21 protein-coding genes are annotated in these 23,702 nt (G+C 39.7%); 16 read left to right on the plus strand and 5 right to left on the minus strand.

Annotation, left to right across the window (positions count from 1 at the left end):
* The first annotated feature begins 48 nt into the window (after positions 1-48).
* On the plus strand, positions 49-1,683 hold the full coding sequence (locus tag BRLA_RS04060; RefSeq protein ID WP_003335330.1) for a putative polysaccharide biosynthesis protein: 1,635 nt from the start codon (positions 49-51) through the stop codon (positions 1,681-1,683).
* Positions 1,684-1,868: 185 nt separating this feature from the next.
* Here the strand turns inward: BRLA_RS04060 and BRLA_RS04065 are convergent, their stop codons facing one another.
* Positions 1,869-2,390 (minus strand): type 1 glutamine amidotransferase domain-containing protein, encoded by a 522-nt coding sequence (locus BRLA_RS04065; protein WP_003335329.1) that lies wholly within the window; start codon positions 2,388-2,390, stop codon positions 1,869-1,871.
* A 517-nt stretch (positions 2,391-2,907) separates the two neighbouring features.
* A complete protein-coding gene (locus BRLA_RS04075) occupies positions 2,908-3,840 on the minus strand; it encodes a DMT family transporter (RefSeq protein WP_003335327.1) in 933 nt (310 codons plus the stop codon).
* A 202-nt stretch (positions 3,841-4,042) separates the two neighbouring features.
* On the opposite strand from BRLA_RS04075, the gene BRLA_RS04080 reads away from it, so the two are divergent.
* Genes BRLA_RS04080 through sbnB form a run of 4 tightly spaced genes read left to right on the plus strand, consistent with a single transcriptional unit; the run spans position 4,043 to position 7,750 of the window.
* Positions 4,043-4,804, plus strand: a complete 762-nt coding sequence (locus BRLA_RS04080; protein ID WP_003335326.1) for a ParB N-terminal domain-containing protein — start codon at positions 4,043-4,045, stop codon at positions 4,802-4,804.
* Between the two features lie 34 nt (positions 4,805-4,838).
* Positions 4,839-5,720 (plus strand): formyltransferase family protein, encoded by an 882-nt coding sequence (locus BRLA_RS04085; protein ID WP_003335325.1) that lies wholly within the window; start codon positions 4,839-4,841, stop codon positions 5,718-5,720.
* Complete coding sequence (gene sbnA, locus BRLA_RS04090) at positions 5,717-6,703, plus strand: 2,3-diaminopropionate biosynthesis protein SbnA (protein WP_003335324.1); 987 nt, start codon at positions 5,717-5,719, stop codon at positions 6,701-6,703. The genes BRLA_RS04085 and sbnA overlap by 4 nt, the downstream gene beginning before the upstream one ends.
* Before the next feature lie 27 nt (positions 6,704-6,730).
* Positions 6,731-7,750 carry a 2,3-diaminopropionate biosynthesis protein SbnB gene (sbnB, locus tag BRLA_RS04095; protein ID WP_041751949.1) on the plus strand — a complete coding sequence of 340 codons (1,020 nt, stop codon included), beginning with the start codon at positions 6,731-6,733 and terminating at the stop codon, positions 7,748-7,750.
* Positions 7,751-7,870: 120 nt separating this feature from the next.
* Here sbnB and BRLA_RS04100 read toward each other — a convergent pair whose 3' ends face one another.
* Complete coding sequence (locus BRLA_RS04100; protein ID WP_148305478.1) at positions 7,871-8,764, minus strand: IS3 family transposase; 894 nt, start codon at positions 8,762-8,764, stop codon at positions 7,871-7,873.
* Positions 8,734-9,030 carry a helix-turn-helix domain-containing protein gene (locus tag BRLA_RS04105; protein ID WP_003335133.1) on the minus strand — a complete coding sequence of 99 codons (297 nt, stop codon included), beginning with the start codon at positions 9,028-9,030 and terminating at the stop codon, positions 8,734-8,736. The genes BRLA_RS04100 and BRLA_RS04105 overlap by 31 nt, the downstream gene beginning before the upstream one ends.
* Positions 9,031-9,202: 172 nt before the next feature.
* Between BRLA_RS04105 and BRLA_RS04110 the strand changes: the two genes are divergently transcribed.
* From BRLA_RS04110 to BRLA_RS04130, 5 genes are all read left to right on the plus strand, one after another.
* Positions 9,203-10,627 carry a SpoVR family protein gene (locus tag BRLA_RS04110; RefSeq protein WP_003335322.1) on the plus strand — a complete coding sequence of 475 codons (1,425 nt, stop codon included), beginning with the start codon at positions 9,203-9,205 and terminating at the stop codon, positions 10,625-10,627.
* A 311-nt stretch (positions 10,628-10,938) separates the two neighbouring features.
* The gene (dcuS, locus tag BRLA_RS04115; protein WP_003335321.1) at positions 10,939-12,555 is read left to right on the plus strand and encodes a DcuS/MalK family sensor histidine kinase; all 1,617 of its coding nucleotides are present in this window, start codon (positions 10,939-10,941) and stop codon (positions 12,553-12,555) included.
* A complete protein-coding gene (locus tag BRLA_RS04120) occupies positions 12,548-13,261 on the plus strand; it encodes a response regulator (RefSeq protein WP_003339199.1) in 714 nt (237 codons plus the stop codon). The genes dcuS and BRLA_RS04120 overlap by 8 nt, the downstream gene beginning before the upstream one ends.
* A 248-nt stretch (positions 13,262-13,509) precedes the next feature.
* Entirely contained in the window at positions 13,510-14,565 is a 1,056-nt protein-coding gene (locus BRLA_RS04125) for an AEC family transporter (protein WP_003335319.1), read from the plus strand.
* Between the two features lie 62 nt (positions 14,566-14,627).
* On the plus strand, positions 14,628-15,629 hold the full coding sequence (locus BRLA_RS04130; protein ID WP_003335318.1) for a 2-hydroxyacid dehydrogenase: 1,002 nt from the start codon (positions 14,628-14,630) through the stop codon (positions 15,627-15,629).
* An 88-nt stretch (positions 15,630-15,717) separates the two neighbouring features.
* Here BRLA_RS04130 and BRLA_RS04135 read toward each other — a convergent pair whose 3' ends face one another.
* Positions 15,718-16,065: a YxeA family protein gene (locus BRLA_RS04135; protein ID WP_231929151.1), complete on the minus strand. Its 348-nt coding sequence runs from the start codon at positions 16,063-16,065 to the stop codon at positions 15,718-15,720.
* A gap of 319 nt (positions 16,066-16,384) precedes the next feature.
* Between BRLA_RS04135 and BRLA_RS04140 the strand changes: the two genes are divergently transcribed.
* The 6 genes from BRLA_RS04140 to BRLA_RS04165 all read left to right on the plus strand — a co-directional run bounded on the left by BRLA_RS04140 (position 16,385) and on the right by BRLA_RS04165 (position 23,663).
* The gene (locus tag BRLA_RS04140) at positions 16,385-17,464 is read left to right on the plus strand and encodes a hypothetical protein (RefSeq protein ID WP_003335316.1); all 1,080 of its coding nucleotides are present in this window, start codon (positions 16,385-16,387) and stop codon (positions 17,462-17,464) included.
* Between the two features lie 333 nt (positions 17,465-17,797).
* The gene (locus tag BRLA_RS04145; RefSeq protein ID WP_003335315.1) at positions 17,798-18,484 is read left to right on the plus strand and encodes a response regulator transcription factor; all 687 of its coding nucleotides are present in this window, start codon (positions 17,798-17,800) and stop codon (positions 18,482-18,484) included.
* A complete protein-coding gene (locus BRLA_RS04150; RefSeq protein WP_041752484.1) occupies positions 18,474-19,880 on the plus strand; it encodes a HAMP domain-containing sensor histidine kinase in 1,407 nt (468 codons plus the stop codon). Before BRLA_RS04145 ends, BRLA_RS04150 begins: the two co-directional genes overlap by 11 nt.
* Before the next feature lie 321 nt (positions 19,881-20,201).
* Positions 20,202-21,731 carry an efflux RND transporter periplasmic adaptor subunit gene (locus BRLA_RS04155; RefSeq protein ID WP_119912784.1) on the plus strand — a complete coding sequence of 510 codons (1,530 nt, stop codon included), beginning with the start codon at positions 20,202-20,204 and terminating at the stop codon, positions 21,729-21,731.
* A complete protein-coding gene (locus BRLA_RS04160; RefSeq protein WP_003335312.1) occupies positions 21,691-22,455 on the plus strand; it encodes an ABC transporter ATP-binding protein in 765 nt (254 codons plus the stop codon). Before BRLA_RS04155 ends, BRLA_RS04160 begins: the two co-directional genes overlap by 41 nt.
* Positions 22,452-23,663: an ABC transporter permease gene (locus BRLA_RS04165; protein WP_041751952.1), complete on the plus strand. Its 1,212-nt coding sequence runs from the start codon at positions 22,452-22,454 to the stop codon at positions 23,661-23,663. Before BRLA_RS04160 ends, BRLA_RS04165 begins: the two co-directional genes overlap by 4 nt.
* Positions 23,664-23,702: the final 39 nt, after the last annotated feature.

Raw genomic sequence — 23,702 nt, forward strand, 5'->3', positions numbered from 1 at the left:
GATATAATACCCAATAGACTTGCTATTTAGATAGAAAGGATAAAGCATATGAACAATACGGCCAAAGGAGCCAATCATTTTATAAAGGCAGCAGCGATTCTAGCGATTGCAGGGTTAATTTCAAAGGTTTTAGGTGCTGCCTATAAAATTCCTTATCAAAATATTACAGGGGATATCGGTATGCATGTGTACGGTACCGTGTATCCGCTCTACACCACTCTAATTGCCTTGGCTACAGCGGGCTTCCCTCTAGCCATCTCCAAAATGATTGCAGATCGTTATGCAGTAGGAGATAGCAAGAGTGTGCAACAAATTTTTCGGATTTCATCACTTACTTTGGGGATTTTAGGGGTTGTTTTCTTTTTACTAACCTTTATCACCGCGCCAATGATTGCGAATTTGATCGGCGACCCTAATTTGACCAATCCGCTTCGAGCTATTTCAGTTTCATTGGTATTGGTGCCACTAATAGCTAATACACGCGGGTATTTCCAAGGTCACCAAAACATGCTACCAACGGCCGTATCTCAGGTGACAGAGCAATTCTTCCGCGTCATTATTATCATTGTGGGAGCTTATATTGTGATGAAGCTCTATGATGATCCTTATTTGGCCGGTACAATTGCCGTGTTTGCAGCAACCCCAGGCGCCATTATTGCTCTGTTGGTATTAGGCTATTTCTATCGAAAACAAAAACGTGCCATACTAGCTCTCCCAATTCAAGCAGGAGACCAGGCGGAAAGCTTATCAGACGGAGCGGTTTTTAAACGGATTATCATGTATGCGATCCCAATCTGTTTAGCTTCACTGGTATTACCGTTAATACCGCTTGCCGATAGCTTTACAATAATTAATATGCTGGTGTACACCGGAATGGATAACGAGACGGCTATCCTATTAAAAGGTGCCTTTGATCGCTCTCAGCCATTATTGCAGTTTGGAACATTCTTTGCTACGTCTCTATCACTTGCTATTGTTCCATCAATCAGTGAAGCCATTGTTCGAAAACAGGATGATCTTATCCACTATCGCACACAAACAGCAATTCGGCTGACTTTTCTCTTAGGAGCGGCTGCTACAATAGGCTTGGCTATCTTAGCAAAACCAATTAATATTATGCTTTTTGGCGATGAAAATGGAACGCTGGCACTTGCCGTCAATGCTTTTGCTATTCTTTTCTCGACGCTTGGTATCGTGTCTTCAGGTATCCTGCAAGGGATGGGAAAGGTGAATTTGCCACCTAAGTACTTATTAATTGGGGTACTTGTAAAATTTGTAGCTAACTTGATTCTATTGCCTCTTCTGGGCGTTGCAGGGGCAGCGATCGGCACGGTGCTTGCTTATTTAGTCTCAACGGTTTTAAACCTGCGCGCTATTGGAAGATTAACACAGGTGACTCAGCAGGATAAGCAGAAATATGGTCGATCGGTGCTGGCTGTGCTGATGATGGGAATCATTGTGGCAGTTGTTGCCTTTGGACTTATGGCGGTATTACCTACTGTAATTGGGAAGGGACGTTTGTTATATACGATCGTATCTCTTGCTTCTGTAGGATTAGGAGTTCTTGTCTATGGAATTTCACTGATTAAATTTGGCGGAATTACAAAAGATGATATTCAATTTTTGCCTAAGTCGGGTAAGATTTTAGCGTTGTTGCAGAAGATGAGATTGCTAGAGAAATAAGTAGGAATTAGCAAAAAAACTAGACGAATAAAAAACCAGCATAGGACCCGTTCCTTGCTGGTTTTTTTGTGGGCACTTGGAGAGAAAGCTTCCCATACCTACAGCCCTTCAAAAAAAGCGGAGATAGGAATCATATCCTATTTCCGCTTATACGTTTTCGTAGATGTTATAGATAGGACTACCCGCTATTTTGCTAATAGATCAGCAAACGCTTTGGCATAAGCAGGTAGGTCTGGCGGACGACGAGACCCTACGATGTGTCCATCCACAACTACCTCTTCGTCAACCCAAATGGCCCCGGCATTTTCAATATCATCCTTAATCCCTGGTGTAGAAGTAGTTGTTACACCCTTGAGAATTTTGGCTGAGATTAATACCCATCCTGCATGGCAAATGTGACCTATTGGCTTTTTGGCCTGATCCATTTGCTGAATGAAGGAAATGATCTCTGGATAACGACGCAATTTATCTGGTGCCCAGCCTCCTGGCACGAGTACAGCATCGTAGTCTGATGCCTTCACCTCGGAGATTGATTTATCAGAGGTGCAAGGAACACCGTATTTACCTATATATTTTTTATTCGCTTCTGGTCCTACTAAGTGAACAGTAGCCCCTTCTTCACGTAATCGATAAACGGGATACCATAGTTCTAAGTCTTCAAATTCATCTTCCACATAACATACTACTTGTTTACCCTGTAAGCGCATGATTGCCCTCCTTGTATTTCCTAAATCATGTTCTTTTTCTATTGTAACCGTTTCTGATGGCTACGACTCGTTTTAATGTGCTCTAGCCATGCTTCTTATCAAGAATAACTCTCGTTCTAATCTGTTTAAACAAGTCGTATAAATCAAGAGAAGAAGAGCGGTAGCTTGTGACAAAAGAAAGGATGACAGGATGCTTTACACAGAATTTATTGTGGATGTGGTTTTACTTGGATGTGTGATTTTTGTAGTTGGAGCTTTTTTTATCATAACAAGTGACCAGAGAAGGGAAGAACAAAAAAAGAAACATCCTGAGCAATAAGTAAATATTGTTCACTTTTCGAATGGATTTTTCTAGGATTAAATAAAATGTGATTCGCTATTCATTTAATGGATTCTTACAAACATAAACAGCACATATTCCTAACGTATTGTGAGGAGATGTGCTGTTTATGTTTGTAAATAACAGGGTATAACCTTGGGTCCAATCTAAACTATTTTCATAGAGGGGCAGTGTTTTTTAGCCTTCAATTATAGTAGATGGTTTTTCTGAAGAAGAGGGTTTTTGGCTTAACAGGAAAACCATGATCAGAACAGATAAGGTCCCTACAGATTGGAAGAATCCAAATGGAACTTGTAAAAATAAAACCGACGTAATAATAGCTGCCAGCGGCTCTGTACACCCTAGTAAGCTGGTTTCTTTTGGAGTAATATATCTGATGCTCTCCAGATAGAGATAAAAAGCAATTAATGTACCAAAAATAACAACAAATCCTATTAATAAAAAAGCTTCTAATGTTAAATTATCAATGCGTGTTAGTACTATCATTTCTTTCGTGGAGATAAAGTGTAATAAGATTAACCCAATTCCACCGATAATCATACCCCAGCCAACTACTATAGAAGAAGCCCATTTTTGCAATAAGCCCTTTGAATAAAGGGTATAGAATGCCAAGGATAAGCCAGATAAAACGCCCCAAATAATTGCCGACATGGGCACTGTTAAATTATCGGTTGATCCATTGGTGAGCAATAAAAAGGTTCCTAATAAGGCTAAAAAAATAGAAACAGCATCAATTTTTGTTGGAATATTTTTACATTTTATAATAAGATAGAGAGTGATAAAGATAGGCGCTAAGTACTGTAATAAGGTTGCTACAGCCGCATTTCCCTCGTTAATCGAGGCAAAATAGGTGTACTGAACTCCTAACATGCCTAATATCCCGAACAAAAGTATTTTGATTGATTCGCTTTTATGCTTCCATATACCAAATATTTGATCTCTATTGGGACTGCACGATGAAAGGAGCAGCAGGATAATACCTGAAATCAATAGTCGGACGGTAACGAGCCATTCTGTAGAAATGTTTAGCTGTTGGAAAAGCTGTTGAGCTACGGTACCTGATACCCCCCATAAACCAGCACCTATAATTGCCATTATCATTCCTTTCATACGATTCCCAGCTACTACTTTCAAGATGATACCTCCTTTTTACAAAATATCCATAAACTGCAAATATATAATGAAATATATCATGAGTGATGTTAAAATGAAATGGGTTAAAAAGATTATAAATATTTTAAAATTTTTATAGGTATGTTTCGTATCAATAGGTAACTGATCATTCTCATTTAGCTGTAAAGGAGGAAATAATGTGTTATCTGAGCTACGAGTAGTACCAATTAATCAAGTATTTTTACATGAAGAATACGAAGTAGAGAGGCTAAAAAAACTTTGCAGCAGAATTAAAAATGAGCAAAAGGTAAAAAATCCTCCTATTGCTTTGCAACTTGAACATGACAAATATTTGATTCTGGATGGAGCTCATCGCACATTATCTTTACAGAGATTAAATTGCAAACGAATTGTGATACAAGTGGTGGATTTAGAGTTTCTTTCCATAGATGCCTGGGCTCATCATCTTGTAGATGCTGAGAATCTTATCGAGGAATTGCTACAGAACCCCGATTTATTATGGCGGAAGGAAAAATATGCTGTAGAGCCGATCGCGACACTTTTCGTTAGGAATGAGAAACACTATGTATACACTCCCGCAGATTTTTACATGGATGTAAAAAAGAGAATTACGATTTGGAAGGAGATTGTTAATTCTTATTCTAGTAAATATAACTTTGATCGTATAACAGCAGAGCAATTGCCTGTTGACCGAGGCATTGTATTTCAATATCCTGCTTTTCATATTGATCAGATTAAAAAAATAGTTGATGAAGGCCTTCTTTTACCAGCAGGTGTAACAAAATTTACCCTTACTTGCGGGCGAATTTTGAATTTGAACATCCCGCTTAGTTTTTTGATTCGAGAAGATTACGTAGAAGAGGATTGGCTTGAATTACTGGCATTATGGAGAGCTTCTATTAGGCTTTATACTGATCCGGTTTTTTTGTGTGAAATTTAGGCTGGGAAAGGTAAAAAAGAGGAGGAGACTTTAGATGGAGCTGAAAAAGGCTAAAGCTCATCTGTTACTGACAGAGGGAAGTTTTCACGCTGTATATTTAATCAGAGATTGGTATGAAAGCTTTAAAGATACGACTTCATTCAAGGGCATTGTTATCAGAGATAATCAGGGTAACAGTGAACAAAAGGTGCAATTCCACCGTACCTTCTCTGGTAAAAAGCAACTTACAGAGAATGAATACAGTGAACTTCTTTCGCTATACGGAACCATCAGTGAAGCAGAAAAAAGTATGATTTCATTATATGGAATTCCCTCCTATCCTGCTGATGTCGTTGGGCATATCCATTATAGCGGACCCAATTTGAATCACCCTGACATGGAAGCATTTATCAGCAGTTTGACCAAGGAATATGATCTTACGGTATATATTTTCTTGGATCAGATTTTAAAACCCTGGTGGATTGAGTATACAGAAGGAAACATTATTAATGCTCATTCAGCAGTTCTTCCGTATGCGAGAGGAATGTATGCCATCGAAAATATGGCTGTGAAAGGTAACCAGAATGACTTTCAAAGAGCCGCTGGAGCATCCATTCATTATGTAGATAACGGAATCGATACAGGGCCAATTATCAGAGCGGTAAGAATAAAGGACCCATTTCGTTATGAATCCATTTGGGAAGTGAAAGCTACCTCCTATCGATTAGCTTTTGAGCTTTTAGTCAATCAGGCGGGGGCAGAATTTAAAAATCCTGATTTGCAATATGTAGGGGTTAAAAGCGATAAAAATAATTTGGGAGAAAATTTTTTAAGTAAAAATTTTGATGAGGATAAAAAGAAGGTAGCCCAAGAGCAATTTCTATCAATGAAAAAGTCTCAAATGTCATTTAAAAAAGCATGGGAGGCCAGAACATGATTTATGAAAATGCTTTAGAATTAATAGGTAATACGCCAGTGGTGAAGCTTAAGCATTTAGTTCAGAGTGAAAATAGTGAATTATTTGTAAAATTAGAAGGCTTTAATCCCGGTGGAAGCTCAAAAGATAGGGTTGCCAAGCGCATAATTGAGTTTGCTGAAAAAAACGGGCAACTAAAGCCCAATGGAACAATTGTTGAATCCTCATCAGGCAATCTGGCTATAGGATTAGCTATGGTAGCGAAGATGAAGGGCTATAAAATGATATGTGTAGTAGACCCTAAAATTAGCAAGGTTAATTTAAACCTGATTAAAGCATTTGGGGCACAGGTTCATATGGTAGAAAAGGCAGATGAGCATGGAAACTATTTAAAAACACGGTTGGCCACGGCTCAATTATTAGAAAGAACAATAGAGGGGGCTTATTGGCCCAATCAATACAACAATCCAGAGAATCCTAGAGCGTATATGGAGTCATTAGCCCGTGAAATTCACAGTGATTTTCAGGATACACTGGATTGGATTGTTTGTCCGGTTGGCACAGCAGGATTAATTACAGGAGTGGCAGCAGAAATGAAAAAATTAAGCCCCTCTGTGAAAATTTTAGCTGTAGACGCTGTAGGATCGGTTATCTTTGGCGGGCAACCAGGCCCACGAAGGTTGCTGGGGATTGGCAATGCTATTGTTCCAGGGAATTTAGATAAAAGCTTGTATGATGATGTAAGCTATGTAAATGATGCAGATGCGTTCTATATCACAAGGCAATTGGTACTACAGGAAGGATTACTCGTAGGAGGATCATCAGGGGCAGCCGTTTGTGCAGCCCTGCGTTTACTCGATGATTTAGCTGAAGGACAAAGAGTATTAGCCATTTTGCCTGATAGGGGAGATAGATACTATAGCACCATTTTTTCAGATGAATGGATGAGTCAACATGACATTACACTGCCTACCTCTATTTATAAATCTATTTCGATTAATTAAAGCGACAGCGATAAAGGAGTGGTTATGATGTTAGTGGAAACGAAGCCGGAATTAATTTATCTGAACAAGCAAGATATTATCGACGTAGGTGGCTATAAGTCGCAAATATACGTACAGGCTATAAAACAAGCTCTTAGCCTACATTCAGAAAAGAATTTCAGTCAGCCTCTAAAACCGTATCTCAAAACGAATAAAAAAGATGAGCATATCGCTGATAGAATCATAGCTATGCCGGCCTACTTGGGGGAGCCTGCCATCTCGGGCATCAAGTGGATCGGAAGTAAATTTTCCAATCCTACGAAAAAGAATTTGGAAAGAGCAAGCGCTTTGATTATTTTAAATGATCCTGAAACAAACTTCCCCATCGCTATTTTAGAAGGCAGTGTTATCAGTGCTATGAGAACGGCGGCAGTAACAGTAGTAGCCACCGAATACTTGGCTAAAAAAGACTTCCAGCATTTATCCGTTATAGGTTGTGGATTAATTGCTAAGATGCAAATAAATTCTTTATTAGAGCAGTTTGACCAGATTAAGAATGTTCACTTGTTTGATTTAGATTTACAAAAGGCTAAAATGTTTGGCAAGGAGATGCAGCAGCGCTTTAGTCATGTTGTATTTCAGATTCATCACTCAGCTCAAAGTGCAGTAGAGAATGCAGAAGTTCTCGTCACGTGCACCGTCACAGACCAGCCGTATATTAAAGCAGACTGGATCAAGAAAGGAACATTTGTTAGTAACATTTCTATTATGGACGTAGAGAAGGAAGCTTATTTACGGGCAGATAAAGTGGTGGTCGATGACTGGGATCAATCCAATCGTGAGAAAAAAATTATTAATCAGTTAGTATTAGAAGGTAAATTTTCAAAGGAAATGCTTCATGCAGAACTAGGAGATATTATCACCAATAAAAAAGCCGGCCGAGAAACCGATGATGAGATTATTATTTTAAATCCGATGGGGATGGCTATAGAAGATATCTCGTGCGCTTATGAAATTTATAGAAAAGCACGACAAGAAGGAGTAGGTACAGTATTGAGCTTGTATTAAAGGGAAGTAAATAAGCAAGCAGTAGGCTATACGATAAAAAATGATTTTGTAGCGATAAAAAAGCACATGGTTTGGCTGGTCAAGCCCCCGTTTTGTAGACAGTAAGAAAAGCCCCGGCCGTTAGGCCGCTAACTGACGCCTAAATTCACTAGGCGTCAGTTTATTTAACTTCAGTTGAAGACGTTCTTCGTTGTAAAAATAAATGTAATTTTCAATTCTCCTTTGAGCATCTTGAAGATCTCGTATATCATAGGGATATAGGGCTTCGGTTTTCAAATGAGAAAAGAAGCTTTCTATCGAGGCATTGTCTAGGCAATTGCCCCGTCGGGACATGCTGATTTGGGCGCCAACCGTAGGCAGCATGTCGTGGTATGCATGGGACGTGTACTGGGAGCCTTGGTCGCTGTGAACGATCAAACCAGTCACGTCTTTTTGCATTTCAAATGCTTTCCTAAAAGTCTCTAGAACAAGCGCATTGTCATTTCGAGTACTGATATGATAAGCGATAATCTCATGCGTACATAAATCTTTGATTGCAGAAAGGTAGATACGTTCCTCACCAATTCGATATTGGGTAACGTCAGTTACCCATTTTTGATTAGGCTCTTGAGCGGTAAAATCACGCTTGAGTAAATTATCTGCAACACGTCCATCCGATACCTTTGCTTGATGGGCAGTCATATAGGAACGTTTACGGCGAATGATGGATTTAAGTCCCAGATTTTGCATGATGCGTAATACTTTCTTATGATTAACCCTACAACCAAATTGGCGTAACAGTTCGGCCTGAATTCGACGATATCCATATATTCCTTTTCTTTGTTCATAGATCGTTCTGATCCGTTTTTTCATCGATTTATCCCTATACAAGTTTCTAGTAGAGAGGTACTTGTAATAGCCACTTCTCGAAACTCCTAACACCTTACAAACCTCAGTAATTGGATATATTGTAGACAAACTCTCCACAATTCGATACTTCTTCCTTACACCTCCCGCATCCAGATTTCCAAACACTTTTTTAGGATTTCATTCTCGTGCTTCAGTTTCTGGACATATCTATCCTGATCAATATAGGCCTCACGACGTCCGCGTCGATCTAGAAGTCCAAACTCACCCTGTTGTCTGTACTTTCTCATCCACTTTTTTAAGCGATCTTTGTCCTGAATTTCCAAATGCTCTACAATTTGTTTGTACGTCCATCTTTCCTCAATGTGTAAACGGATGGCTTCCATTTTCAATGATTCTGGATAACTTTTAAATTTTTGTCCTTTAACCGCCATGAAAAATACACCCCCTAAAGTTCATCGGATAACCTCAGGGCTTTTTCCAATGTCTACTTTAAGGGGTGCACTTCAGGCACTAATAGCCAAACGAAGTGCTTTTTTTATTTACCTTATTTCTTTTCCACGTTTTACATATACATGATGTAGAGGTGAAAAGGAGGGATTGTGGATGAACCAGGAGGAACAACGTCAACTGGAATATGCAATTGATGAAATAACAGAAATTGCCAAAGGATTTGGCTTAGATTTTTATCCCATGCGGTATGAGATATGTCCTGCGGAGATTATTTATACGTTTGGGGCCTATGGCATGCCGACTAGATATTCGCATTGGTCATTTGGTAAAAACTTCTTCAAAATGAAACTTCAATACGACTTAAACCTTAGTAAAATTTATGAGTTAGTGATTAACTCTAATCCATGCTATGCCTTTTTATTAGACGGAAATAGCTTGATCCAAAATAAATTAATTGTGGCACATGTACTGGCTCACTGCGATTTCTTCAAGAATAATGTACGCTTTAGTAATACGAATCGCAATATGGTAGAAAGCATGGCAGCTAGTGCTGATCGTATCCGGGAGTACGAAATTGCCTATGGGAAAGAGAAAGTGGAGGACTTATTGGACGCTTGCATTGGGATTCAAGAGCATATTGATCCAAGACTGATCCAGCCTAAAAAAGAAAGAACAACGTTATATGCGGAAAAGTCAGATACTCCTAAGATTTATAAGCCTAGCTCACCTTATGATGATTTGTGGAAGCTTGATCAAGATGCTCCGATAACAGATACTGAATCTAATCAGCATCAACGATTTCCCGAGCAACCGGAGAAAGATTTACTCTGGTTTATTCAGGAATATAGCCCATATTTGGCACCATGGCAGCGTGATATCATGACCATTATACGTGATGAAATGTTATATTTTTGGCCACAGATGGAAACGAAGATTATGAATGAAGGCTGGGCTTCCTTTTGGCATTGCCGGATTCTTCGCGAAATGGACTTAACGGAAGCGGAAACAATTGAGTTTGCTAAGCTGCATTCCTCGGTCATACAGCCATCTACGACTAGTATTAATCCGTATCATTTAGGCTTAAAAATGTTTGAAGATATTGAAATGCGTTATAATAATCCTACGAAAGAAGAACAGGAGCGTTTCGGTCGCAAACCAAATCAGGGAATGGAAAAAATCTTTGAGGTGCGCGAATTAGAGGGAGATATTTCTTTTATCCGTAACTATCTTACAGAGGATCTTGTAAGGCGATTGGATATGTATACTTTTGGAAAGCAGGGGAGCGACTGGGTGATCACACAGAAGCAATGGGAGCTGGTGCGTGATCAATTGGTACTTTCCCGTGTAAATGGTGGATTCCCCTACTTGATCGTCCAAGATGGTGACTACCTGCGCAGCGGAGAATTGTATATCAAGCATCTATACGAGGGATTAGAGCTAGATGTGAAATATATTGAGAAAACCCTACCGTATGTTTATACATTATGGGGCAAAAACGTACACATTGAGACTACATTGGATGATCGGGCTGTGGCTTTTAGCTATGATGGGAAAAAGGTCCAACGAAAATTTTTATAGAATATAGCTAATTTGTTCGGTTAAATCAGATCAGGGTATGTACATCTCGAATCATCTGTATGGATGATACGGGATGTTTTTTGTTTGCTGGGACTATTCACAAAATCCTCTCTATTACTGACAATTTGCTAACCTTTTTTGAATAACAATATTACATATCTGTGAAGTTTAGTATAATAGCTAAAATGGCGTAAAAAACTAAGGAGTAATCTGTTAGCGTTGCATAAGAAGCATAGCGACTCAGGGGATATAGCACCTTAGCCTACCTAAAGGAAACTAGACATCTCGAGCAGAAGGAGCTTAGCCTGTTCATGAACAAACCTGGCAAAAGGAAGTTACAGCTTAGCTTACACACAAAAATTATCTTGCTTATTGGAATTGTCGTTATTAGTTCTCTATTGGTTACAAATGTGCTGATTAGCAGGGATATTGCTAGCCAGACCAAGGATAGCTTGTCTGAGAAGGTGACCGATATTGGGCGAATTGTAGCTAATTCGGTGATTGTTATTGAGGGGTTAACAGGCAAGCGAGATCAAGCCGAAATTCAGACCTTCTCTAATCGGATTAAAGATTTGACGAATGTGAGCTTTGTGGTCGTGCTTGATATGAATTTAATTAGAAAATCCCACCCGATTCCTTCCAGAGTAGGACAATCCTTTTTGGATCGAGAAGATGCGAACGCTTCATTATCTGGTAAGGAATACATTTCTATCGCAGTAGGAGTGCTGGGGGAGGCTTTACGAGTATTTACACCTGTATATGATTACAATGGAAAACAGATTGGCGTTGTGACTGTCGGAATCGCATTAGATGATGTAGGAAAGGCAGTTAAGCAGAGCCGATCGGTGATTTATCTAAGTATGATACTCGGGATTGTAATTGGTATTATTGGAGCGTTGCTGCTAGCCAGACATATTAAAAAAATTCTGTTTGGACTAGAACCCTTTGCTATTGCGAAAGTGTTAGAAGAACAAAACGCGATGCTTCAATCCGTACGTGAAGGCGTTATAGCCGTGGATCGGGAAGGAATTATTACCTTGGTCAATTCGGAGGCCCGCCGATTATTACAGCTAGCGGACAGCTCTGAAGAAATCGTAGGAAAGTGCGCTAGTGACCACATGTGGATATTGGAGGAAACTCTGCGTACGGGCAAGGCACAGTTAGATGAGCATTACAGCATCAATGGAATCTCTCTTGTGATTAACTGTGTGCCAGTAGTGGTTGATGATCAGGTAGTAGGGGTTGTGGCTACGTTCCGAGATAAAACAGAAATACAACAACTGGTAGAACAAATTACAGGAATCCAGCTCTATGCTGATGCACTTCGGGCCAAATCGCACGAATTTAAAAATAAATTGCATGTCATTCAAGGCATGATACACATGGGCTATTATGACCAGCTCAATGAATATATTAAACAAATTTCCATTCAGCACCAAAAAGAAATTGGATTTATTGTGAGAAGGATTAAGAGCTCAGTGTTCGCTGGATTTTTATTAGGGAAAATTAGTGATGCTAGAGAAGATGATGTAGAGCTGATTTTAAATGAAGAGAGCTATTTAGCGGAGACGGAGGATTCGGAGCTGATTCATTCTCTCATTACCATAGTTGGAAATCTGATTAATAATGCTATGGAAGCCTCTATACAAGCAGAGGTTAAAAAAGTAGAGCTGAAGATTGAACAAACAGAAGAGCAGATTTTAATTGAACTAACCGATAGCGGACAGGGAATTCCACCAACATTTAGACGAGAAATCTTTGTGAAGGGATTTTCGACTAAAGGAGAAAATAGAGGATTGGGGCTGTATTTTGTTACTCAGCATGTGGATAAGTGGAAAGGTGAGATTGCTATCCATTCTGTTGAGGGCAAAGGAACAAGCTTTGTGATAGCCCTGCCTTACAAAATGAAGGATGAGTATGATGATTAAGGTGCTAATCGTAGAGGATGACCCAATGGTAGCGGAATTTAATAAAAGATATCTAGAGATGGTAGAAGGCTTCACCGTTCAGGCAGTGGCCAATGATGTTAAGAAGGCTTTAGAGATTATTGATGAGATAGAGGTTGATCTCGTTCTCCTTGATGTGTTTTTGCCTGGAAAAAGTGGGTTTGACTTTCTCACACAAATACGTCAAAGAGAAAGAAGTATTGATGTCATTATGATCACGGCAGCATGCGATACGAAAAGCATTAATAAGGCGCTGCAATTCGGTGCTGTTGATTATTTGATTAAGCCGTTCGAATTTGAACGCTTTCAGGAGGCGCTTCAAGATTACAAAGAGAAAGCTAGTGTGATGAAACGCCAAAAAAAATTAAGTCAAACCGATTTGGATAAATTTTTGTTAGCAAAGGATAAAGATCATACCCAAATTTTATTGGACCTTCCCAAAGGATTAACGCGCACGACATTGCAATTGATTTGGGATCATATTACCGAGAGAAAAGGACAAGCATTCTCCACGGAAGAAATGGCGCACGAGGTAGGGATTTCACGTGTATCCATGCGGAAATACTTAAATTTTTTAAGCGAAATCGGAGTATTGAAGGCTGAAATTATGTACGGTACCGTAGGACGGCCTGTGTGTAAACACCGTACAGTTGAGGATAGCAGCGAGCGCATTAAACAATATATGTAAGAAAAAGGCGACTAGCATTTGACTGGTCGCTTTTTTTATTTATGAAAGCGGACATCCTTCCTATTCAGTTACATTAGTTACATAATCGATTTAATAAGTTATATAAGGTAGTCAGAATAGAAAAGTAGGATTATGATAGAACCATAAAGAATGTGAATTGATTCACAAGGGTAAAACAAATAACTCACTTATTTTTTTGAACCATAATGTGAAAGTATTCACATTTTCGATACAAGGGGGAGTGCTCGATGAACATCGGGGAAATTTTTATTAGCACATTAACAGATAGCAAAATTGTTAGTGCCATTAGTTCTTCTGTCTTCATTATTTTCTTAGGATTCTTTTTACGTAAGAAAGAAGTTTTATCAAAACAAACAGCTAAGATTCTAAGCAACGTTATCTTATCTGTAGCTCTTCCAGCACTAGCATTTACGGCCTTTATGACTGACATTGATACTGAATCCTTGAAACAAGGGATTAACCTTCTGATTTGGGGAATCTTGGTCTACATCGTACTCATTATTGTTTCTAAACCACTGTTTGCTAAATATGCAGGTGATAAACAAGATGTATTACGTGTTCTAACGATCTTTGGTTCTACTACTTTCTTCGGAATTCCAATTGTACAAGTTATGTATGGTGCAGTTGGTGTTATGTACGCTTCTATCTTTAACATTGGATATCGAATTTTCCTTTACTCTTACGGCTATATCAAAATGTCTGGTTTAAAAATGGAAGCGAAAAACATCAAGACAATGTTCTTAAATCCAATCGTAGTAGCTACCTTTGCAGGATTGTTTATCTGGATGTTCCAAAATTACATTCCACAGGTTCACATGATGGCAGATGGAAAAGAAGCAAGTTACGCATTCCTGCGCATTGATAAAACAGCTTTGTGGCTATTCAAACCAATGGATTATCTAGCTAAATTAGCTTCTCCACTTGCTTGGTTGTCTATCGGTGCTACTCTAGCTGAGATTTCTTTAAAAGATGCTGTACGAGTTAAAGATGCTTGGTACTACAGCTTAAACAAAGTAGTTATTGTTCCAATTATTAATATCGTGATCTTGACTGTGCTAACAGTGACTGGTCTATTGCCAGTATCTCACGTAGCTCTAGCAACAGTAGTAATCATGATGGCTACACCAACAGCAACAGTGGCAGCAGCTTATGCCATCAGCTTTGATAAAGAGGCAGTATTAACATCTAACTGCTCCTTGTTATCCACAATACTTGGTGTCCTAGCAATGCCTTTATGGATTGTCGTCCTAGAAATGATTAAATCTATGGGACTGTTTGTATAAAAGAAATAACGAAATACAGAGAAGCTTATAAATAGGTTCACAACAGAGAGGGAGGATTTCAAATGAAAACAGTTAATCTAGTTTGCTATGGTGTACGAGATGTAGAGGTTGAATTCTTTAAAAAACTAAACAAATTTAATTATAATTTAACACTAGTAACAGATTTAATGAATGATACGAATGTTGAGATGGCTAAGGGTGCAGATGCGGTTATGGTTCGCGGTAATTGTAAGGCGACTCGCACGAATATCGAAAAATTAGCTAGCTACGGAGTAAAATATTTACTGACTAGAACAGTAGGGTTTAACCATATTGACCTACAAGCGGTGAAGGATTGCGGTATGAAAGCTGCTCGCGTACCAGCTTATTCTCCAAATGCGATTTCTGAATTAGCACTTACACTTGGCATGATGCTGATGCGCAATGCTTCTTATACAGCTAATAAAACAAAAGACAAAGACTTCACAGTTGATGCTTCTATGTTTAGTAAGGAGATTCGCAATTGCACAGTAGGTATCCTAGGTACCGGTAAAATTGGGTTAACAACTGCTAAATTATTCAAAGGCTTGGGAGCTCATGTAGTAGCATACGATGTGTTTGAAAATGAAGCGGCTAAAATCATTGTAGATTACCTACCTTTAGATGAAGTATTAGCAAAATCTGACTTGGTATCTGTACATGTTCCGTTCTTCAAGGATCAGAACTACAAAATGATCAACGATGAGTTCCTTGCGAAAATGAAAGATCAAGCTGTGCTAATCAACACTTCTCGCGGTGAGTTGCAAGACAACGAAGCAATTCTACGAGCTTTAGAAACAAATAAACTAGCCGGATTTGGTACAGACGTATTCGAAAATGAATCTACTTTCTTCTTCAAAAACTTGAAGGATCAGGCTTTGCCTAATGAAACAATTGAAAAACTAATCAACATGTTCCCTCGTGTACTGGTAACACCGCATATCGGTTCTTACACAGACGAAGCGCTTACCAACATGGTAGAAATCTCTTATGAAAACCTATATAGCTTCCTTACTCAGGGAAGATGTGATAACGAAGTAGCTTAACAATTTGGCAAAGGAATAGTTCCTTTGGTAAACAGCCACCTTTCATCTAGTTAGAGAAAGGTGGCTGTTTTGATTTGACTGATTTGTTCTATTGAATATGCAGTTGTTTCTGAGCCGGTTCGGGAATGTCCTTAATAGCCACGTTATCAAGTGTTATCACTTCACCTTGCTGGTTGATTGTGAATTTAACTAAAGAGCCCTCAGGTATTTTAGAATCTGCGATGTAAGTTAGGATTTTCTTATTGCCATCTTTATCATAGGTAGGGAGAGTATATTCCTTGCCTTTGTCGGTTAAGTCTTTACCTTCACTTAACATGGCAGCGTAAAATTCTGTTTCATGACCTAACACATTGTATTGATCCCGTTCACAGCCCACCAAAGCCATACTTCCTAGTAACAGAATGATAAGGCCTAGATTCTTTTTCAATACAAACACACCCTTTCTATCGTTATCGATATGATGAAATCCCTTTATATACAACATTTCTGCAAAATCTTCTGCTTCAAGCGCTAGCTAAGTGGTGACTAGCTTACCAAATCAATAGGATATTCAGCGTACAATCACGAAAGTTATACAAAACATACGAAATATTCATTTAATTGTCAACTTTTTTGACAGCTTAAAATGGAACAGCCAGCCTTAGGTTTACCACAACTTTTCCTTAAGGTGGACATTCACCTGACATACTCCCTTAGTAAATTGATACTTGTAAGAAGTTCTTCTTGCAAATCAACTATGAAGGAGATTGATTCGAATGAATAAAAAAGCATCGAAATGGATGATCGGAGCATTAGCTCTTGCAGTGTTTGCACCAACTGCTGCTTTTGCGGCAACTACTTCAAATGTAGAGACAACAAAAGTAGAACAAACCTTTCAAAAACGTGGACATTTTTCTCTAGAGGATAGACAAGCCAATCAGGAGGAATTAATGAAGATCATTAATAAATACAATCCTGATCTAGCTGACGATTTCCAAAAGCTGTTTGATCAGCAGGAAAAAATGAAAGAAAAACGTCCTCAAATGGATGAAGAAACAAAGAATAAGCTAGATGAAATTCGTGAACAGGTAAAGGATGGCTCATTAACGCAAGAGCAAGCCAAGGAAGAGATGGAAAAGCTTGGACTGAAAGGCTTTGATAAGGTTAAGATGATCAAATTTAATAACTTAGATGAGGAAACAAAAAAGAAACTGGATGAAATTCAGGAACAAGTAAAAGCTGGAACATTAACGGAAGAGCAAGCAAAAGAGGAAATGGAAGAGCTAGGCATCAAGCAGCCTGTTCATAAAATCATCAAGCTAGACGAAGAAACGAAAAAGAAACTAGATGAAATTCGTGAACAAGTAAAAGCTGGAACATTAACAGAAGAACAAGCAAAAGAGGAAATGGAAGAGCTAGGCATCAAGCAGCCTGGTCATAAAATCGTCAAGTTTGACGAAGAAATGAAAAATAAACTGGATGAAATTCGTGAGCAAGTGAAAGCTGGAACATTAACGGAAGAGCAAGCAAAAGAAGAGATGGAAAAACTGGGTGTCAAGAATGTGATCTATAAAGACATCAAACTTGACGATGAAACCAAGCAAAAACTAGATGAAATCCAAGAGCAAGTAAAAGCTGGAACATTAACGAAAGAACAAGCAAAAGAAGAGATGGAAAAACTAGGTATCAAGCGTTTTGGTCATGAAGGAAAAGAGAATATCATGGAACAGATCAAAGCAGCCGCTGATGCAGATGATGCTGATACCGTAAACAAACTACTACAAGAGTGGTTAGAAAAAATGCAAAACAAGAAAAATCCAAAAGCAGAGGCAGAGTCTGAAGCAAAGGATGAGTAGTTGAAATAGAAAGTAGTAAAAAAGCTAGTGGCTACTATTACGGCAATTAGTAAGCTGCTAGTGAGTATAAAGGCAAGCTAAAAAACGGCAGTAGTATCCGACAAAGTAGCAGTAAGAATGCGGCAAAAAGTAGTATCCTCATGTTTATAGTACCCTCCCACTTTCGATATAATGCGTGATGATTGGCATGGCTTTCCTGAATTTACAGGAAGGCCATGCCTGTGTGTAGTTTTTTATGCATGAATTGCCAAAACATACCCTCTTTTCCTTTCGGGATGTTTTTCGTATTCTTTTGATAAAGCCCTAGCCTCATATACTGGAAGGGAGCAACTTATGCAAACAATTGTAATCGTAGAAGATGAAGTACCGATCTCTCGGGTTCTACAGGTATATTTAGAAAAAGCGGGATATCAGGTAGAGCTTGCCTTTGATGGTGAAGAAGCGATACATACATTTGAGCGTGTGGCACCTTCCCTGGTTTTATTGGACGTCATGCTACCAGGGCAGAGTGGATGGAAGGTTTTAGAGCATATTCGTACCAAAAGTAGCTGTCCTGTCATCATGCTGACAGCGTTGGGTCAACTGGATCAAAAGATAAATGGGCTAAATCAGGGGGCAGACGATTATATTACCAAGCCTTTTATTGGTGAGGAGGTCGTAGCACGTGTCAATGCCGTTTTACGCCGCTCCTTACTGGTCATGGGTGACTGCCAAACTCGAATTTTTGGAAGTTTAAAAGTAGATTATCGAGCCCATTCTGTCACCTTGCACGGTATTGATCTTACTTTTACGCCACGTGATCTTTCTCTGTTTTTATTTTTAGCACAGCATCCCAATCAGACCTTTACTAGAGAGCAATTAATCGAGCAGGTTTGGGGGATGGACTATGAGGGCAGTGATCGTGCTGTCGATCTTGCAGTGAAGCGTATCCGTAGAACCCTGCAAAATTGGCCAACCGATGAAGGAGAAATTCGTACACTACGAGGATTGGGGTATCAGTTCTGTGTCAATGAAAAATAAAGAGCGGAAAACGTTATTAACCTATTGGACAACTCGTTATGTATTAACCTTATGCGTTGGTCTTGTTGTCATTGGACTTTTCTCTAGCATGTGGATAAGCTACAATGAAACGCAAAAAAGGCTAGATGTCATGAGATACATGGCTGTGGAGATGTCGGAACAAATTGTATCAGCAGACGGGACGACGATTTTGATACCTGCTTTCCTGCCACGATTGGTAGAGAATCGCCAACGCTTCATGGGTGGATTTAAGCCCATGGTTATGATATTAGATGCACACAAGCAGATTATCTTTGGAAAATCAAATCGATTTGTTGACGATATCCTCCGCCGAATCTCTCCAGATTGGGAAGAAGATCAGGTCGTGCAAGAAATACAGACGCGCTCAGGAGATACTGCCATTTTTCTTACCCAGAAGATAGAGGAGAATGGTCAAACACTGGGGTGGGTATTTCTCTTCTCGCCGAAAAAAGAGATGGATCGCAGCATAGAGACGTTGCAACAATTATGCATTATGCTAACAAGTCTTGGACTATTAGGCTGGATTGTGATTTATTATCTAACAAAAAAATTATCGGAGCCCGTGAAGGAAGTAGCGGATGCCGCTAAACAGATTGTGACGGGACACTATGATATTGAACTGAAGAAGGATATCAAGGAAAAGGAAATCTATGAACTAATTCATTCGTTTAAAGATATGGCTGATCGACTACGGCAGTTAGAATTGATGCGAACGGAGCTATTGGCTGGAGTTACCCATGAGCTGAAAACACCCGTTACCTCTATCAGTGGGCTGTTACAAGCGGTTAAAGATGATGTGGTGACCGGTGAGGTAGCCAAAGAGTTTCTGGAGATTTGCTCCAAAGAAATTGTGCGCTTACAAAAAATGGTGGAAGATTTATTAGATTTTAACTCATTTGCAGTAGGAGATATTAAAGTTAACAAACAACCACAGAACATGAATCATCTGGTGCAGGAAATTACGCATCAATGGTTGATTGGGCAAGATGAGAATACGCTTGTTCTACAGACGAATATTTCTGAACAAGAAGTATGGATTGACACCGACCCGCTACGTATACAGCAAATTTTATATAACCTATTAAATAACGCAAAACAAGCAACAGGATTAAACGCAATGATACAGGTAACTCTATTACAGCAAGATGACGTTCTTCAAATTTGTGTTCAAGATAATGGTGTCGGCATTCCAGAAACAGAAAAGGAATATATTTTTGAGCGATTTTATCGCGGAGAAGAGAAGAAGCACAAGGTTAGAGGGCTTGGATTAGGATTACCCTTTAGTAAAATGATGGCAAAGGCACTGGGTGGCGATCTTGAATTGATAGAGAGTGTTCAGGAAAAGACCATTTTTACGTTGTCGTTAACCAAATGAGGAACATCAAAAAGATTATCCACAGATAAATAAAAACATTCTATAGAAGTTGTCCATAATTACTGATTTCAAAGGTAGCTGTGGACAACTTTTTTTAATAGTCCTTTTGCTATCTTGTAAAGGTTTCCTTTCCTTTGCCCCCATTTTTCACCAAGTTTCCCACAAGACAGACATCTAGCTGACATACAGCGAACTTATAGTTAGTTCATCACGAATGCGGTTTACAAAATAAACGATTTTTTGGGGGAAATCTCAATGCTTGGAAGCACAACGAGGACATCATTTTTAAGTAGAATGGGAAAAAAGAAAAGAAGGGTCATCATGGGAGCAGTAGCGATAGCCTTACTGTGCGGAACGGGTGTTTTTGCCTATAGTAAGCTGCTATCTCCTTCACGTGCAGCTTCGATTATGCAGACAATCCAAGTCCAGCGAGGGGATGTGTCGGAGGTAATTACTGCTTCAGGAACCGTACAAGCTGCACAGCAGGTGACAGTTAACTTTCCGAGTGGTGATCAGTCCGTAACAGCAATCAACGTTAAAATAGGTGATACTGTTAAAGCAGGGCAGGTACTAGCTACAATGGATCAATCCGATGCTTTGATGCAAATAAAGATTGCAGAAGCTAACCTCTTATCAGCTAAGGCAGGTTTAGCGGAAAAAATGCAGGCAAAGGATGAAAATGAAATTGTAGTACTACAGTCAAATGTAACAAAAGCAAAAGCAGCATTAGAATCTGCTAAGAAAAATTATGACAATCAAAAGGCCCTGATCCAACAAGAGAAAGCGAGCGATGCCTTACAAGAGGCTCAAAAAAATCTGGAGACGCAAAAAAAATTATACGAAGCCGGCGCTATTTCCAAAAGTGAATTAGATCAGGCGCAAAATAGTTTGAATCAGTCAGAAGCTGAATACAAAACAGCCAACATGCAGCATAGTCAGACAGTAGACCAAAGTAATAATAATATTGCCCAAGCACAGGCTGCTTACGATTCTGCGCTAGCTCAATTTAATCAAGCTAAGGCTCCAGTCCAAGAGTCTTCCTTACAAGCCGCAAAAGCATCAGTTACTCAAGCTGAGGTACAACTGCAACAACAACAGCAGAATTTAGAAAAGCTAACCTTAAAAGCACCAATGGATGGTGTTATTTTACAGGTGAACGGGCAGGTAGGAGAAGCGGCAAGCTCTCCCTTTTTGATGATGGACAATTCGAATTCTGAACAGTTGGGAGTAATGGCCCAGATTAGTCAGAACGATATCGGTAAAATCAAGCAGGGGATGGAAGCTACTTTTACGATTGGAACCTACAATAATAAAAAATTTCAAGGAAAAGTAGAAACAGTGTACCCAGAAGGGAGTACAGAATCAGGTGTGACAACCTATAAAGTACTTCTTACTGTCGAAAATAAAGAAGGATTGTTAAAGCCAGGCATGACGCTCCAGACAACAATTCATGCAGGGGCACAAAAGAATGTGCTCTATGTTCCAATTACTGCTTTGCGCGAACAAGGCGGGAAAACTGGAGTTTTGGTAAAAGGAAAAGATGGTGCTAGTACAGATACGGAAACACAAGCCGATTCAAAAGGCAAATCGCGTGACAAAGGGCAAACTGTATCAGGTTTTCAATTTAAGGAAGTAACGACTGGACTAATAGGCTCAGATCGCGTTGAAATTACGTCTGGACTTGAGGAAGGAGATCAAATCCTTTTAACTATGCAGGTAGCTAACAGCTCCTCGAATAGTCGTCAAATGGGTCAGGGGCCAATGTCGTCAGGTATGGGTGGTATGCCTGTAATGGGAGGAGGTATGCCAAGTGGCGGAGCTGGTTTCCAAGGTGGGGCAAGAGCAAGATAATGCTAGAGCTGTAATTCGGATTGCAGATGTGAAAAAGAAGTATGTGATTGGAGATCAAGAAATACATGCCCTGCGAGGAGTAAATCTTAGCATTGAAGAAGGGGATTTTGTAGCCATTATGGGGCCTTCAGGATCAGGTAAATCTACTATGATGAACATGATAGGTTGCTTGGATCTGCCTTCAAGTGGAACCTTTTATCTCGATGGCTATCCTGTTTCGGAGGCAGAGGATGAAGAGCTAGCTAAAATTCGGAACCAAAAAATAGGTTTTGTTTTTCAAAATTTTAATTTGATTCCGCGTACTCCCGCAGTGGAAAATGTGGAGCTTCCACTTTTATATGCAGGTGTAGATGCTAAACAAAGACGACAGCGAGCTATTGATTCCCTACATAGAGTCGGACTTGGCAATCGGTTATATAACAAACCAAATGAGTTATCAGGTGGGCAGCAGCAACGTGTTTCTATTGCGCGTGCCTTGGTTAATGAACCTGTGATTATTTTGGCGGATGAGCCTACAGGTGCCCTTGATACGAAAACAAGTCAAGAGATCATGGGAATTTTTCAACAATTAAATAATGAAGGGAAAACGGTTATTTTAGTCACTCATGAACCAGATATTGCTGAATATGCTAAGCGAGTTATCCATTTCCGTGACGGACAGATCGTAGCTAATGAGGTAATTCAAGAGCGAAGAATAGCGAATTCCGAGGAAGTGGTGTTATGAATTATTGGGAAGCTATGCGCGTATCACTGCGGAGTGTCACAGCTAATAAGCTTAGGTCTTTTCTAACCATGCTAGGTATTATGATCGGCGTATCTGCTGTGATCGCAATGGTAGCGATTGGAGAAGGAGCAAAAGCTAGTGTAGCCAATCAAATTAACGGGTTAGGGAGTAATCTGTTGATTATCTCGGCAGGGCAAGCAAGGCAAGGTGGCATTAGCTTGGGGGCAGGCTCGCTTTCACTTAGTCTAGAGGATGCTGCAGCCCTTCAACAAAAGGATTCGATAGCAGATGTTACCCCTGCGGTTAGCACCCGCGCCCAATTGGTGTATCAGAATAGTAACTATTTATCCAGTTTGGAGGGCACGACGGAAGCTTTTCCACAGGTACGAAACGTTAGCTTGCAAGAGGGACGATTTTTTACTAGCTTTGAGGTAAGCGAGCAGGCAAATGTGGCGGTTATCGGTCCAGAGATCGTCACCAATCTCTTTGCTAACTCCAATGAAAGTCCTATTGGCAAAACGATTGAAATTAATCGTATTCCATTTACAGTGGTTGGTATTTTAAAAAGCCAAGGAAGCTCCGGCATGACTAATAACGATGATAAGGTAATGATTCCAATTACTACGGCGATGGAGCGTCTAGGACAAAGCAGCATTCGCACGATTTATGCCTCGGCAACATCAGCAGATGAAATGTTTCAGGCTCAGTTTGATATTCAACAAACCTTGCGATCTCAGCATAAGCTAATGCCTAGCCAAGAAAATGATTTTACCATAAGCTCTCAATCAGATATTTTGGAAACAGCGCAAAGCGTAACCAGCGTAATGACAACATTGCTATCGGGAATTGCTGCGATTTCTTTAGTGGTAGGCGGCATCGGTATTATGAACATCATGCTGGTCTCCGTAACAGAGCGTACTCGTGAGATTGGGATTCGCAAGGCCATTGGAGCAACTAAGACGGCGATTATGCAACAATTTTTGATTGAATCAGTTACGCTGAGTATCTTGGGTGGGTTCATTGGGATTGTGCTGGGAGTTGGAGCGGCTTGGGTCGTGAACAAGCTGGGAGGAGTGGAGATTGCCATTACAATAACTCCCATGCTGTATGCCTTTTTATCATCCTTATTGGTAGGTGTGGTATTCGGCGTGTATCCTGCAAAAAAGGCCGCAGAGATGAAGCCAATTGATGCATTGCGATATGAATAGAAATACATGTGTTCTACTATAATTGAAGCGTAAAAAAGA

This window comes from Brevibacillus laterosporus LMG 15441 (assembly GCF_000219535.2).
Classification (GTDB): domain Bacteria; phylum Bacillota; class Bacilli; order Brevibacillales; family Brevibacillaceae; genus Brevibacillus_B; species Brevibacillus_B halotolerans.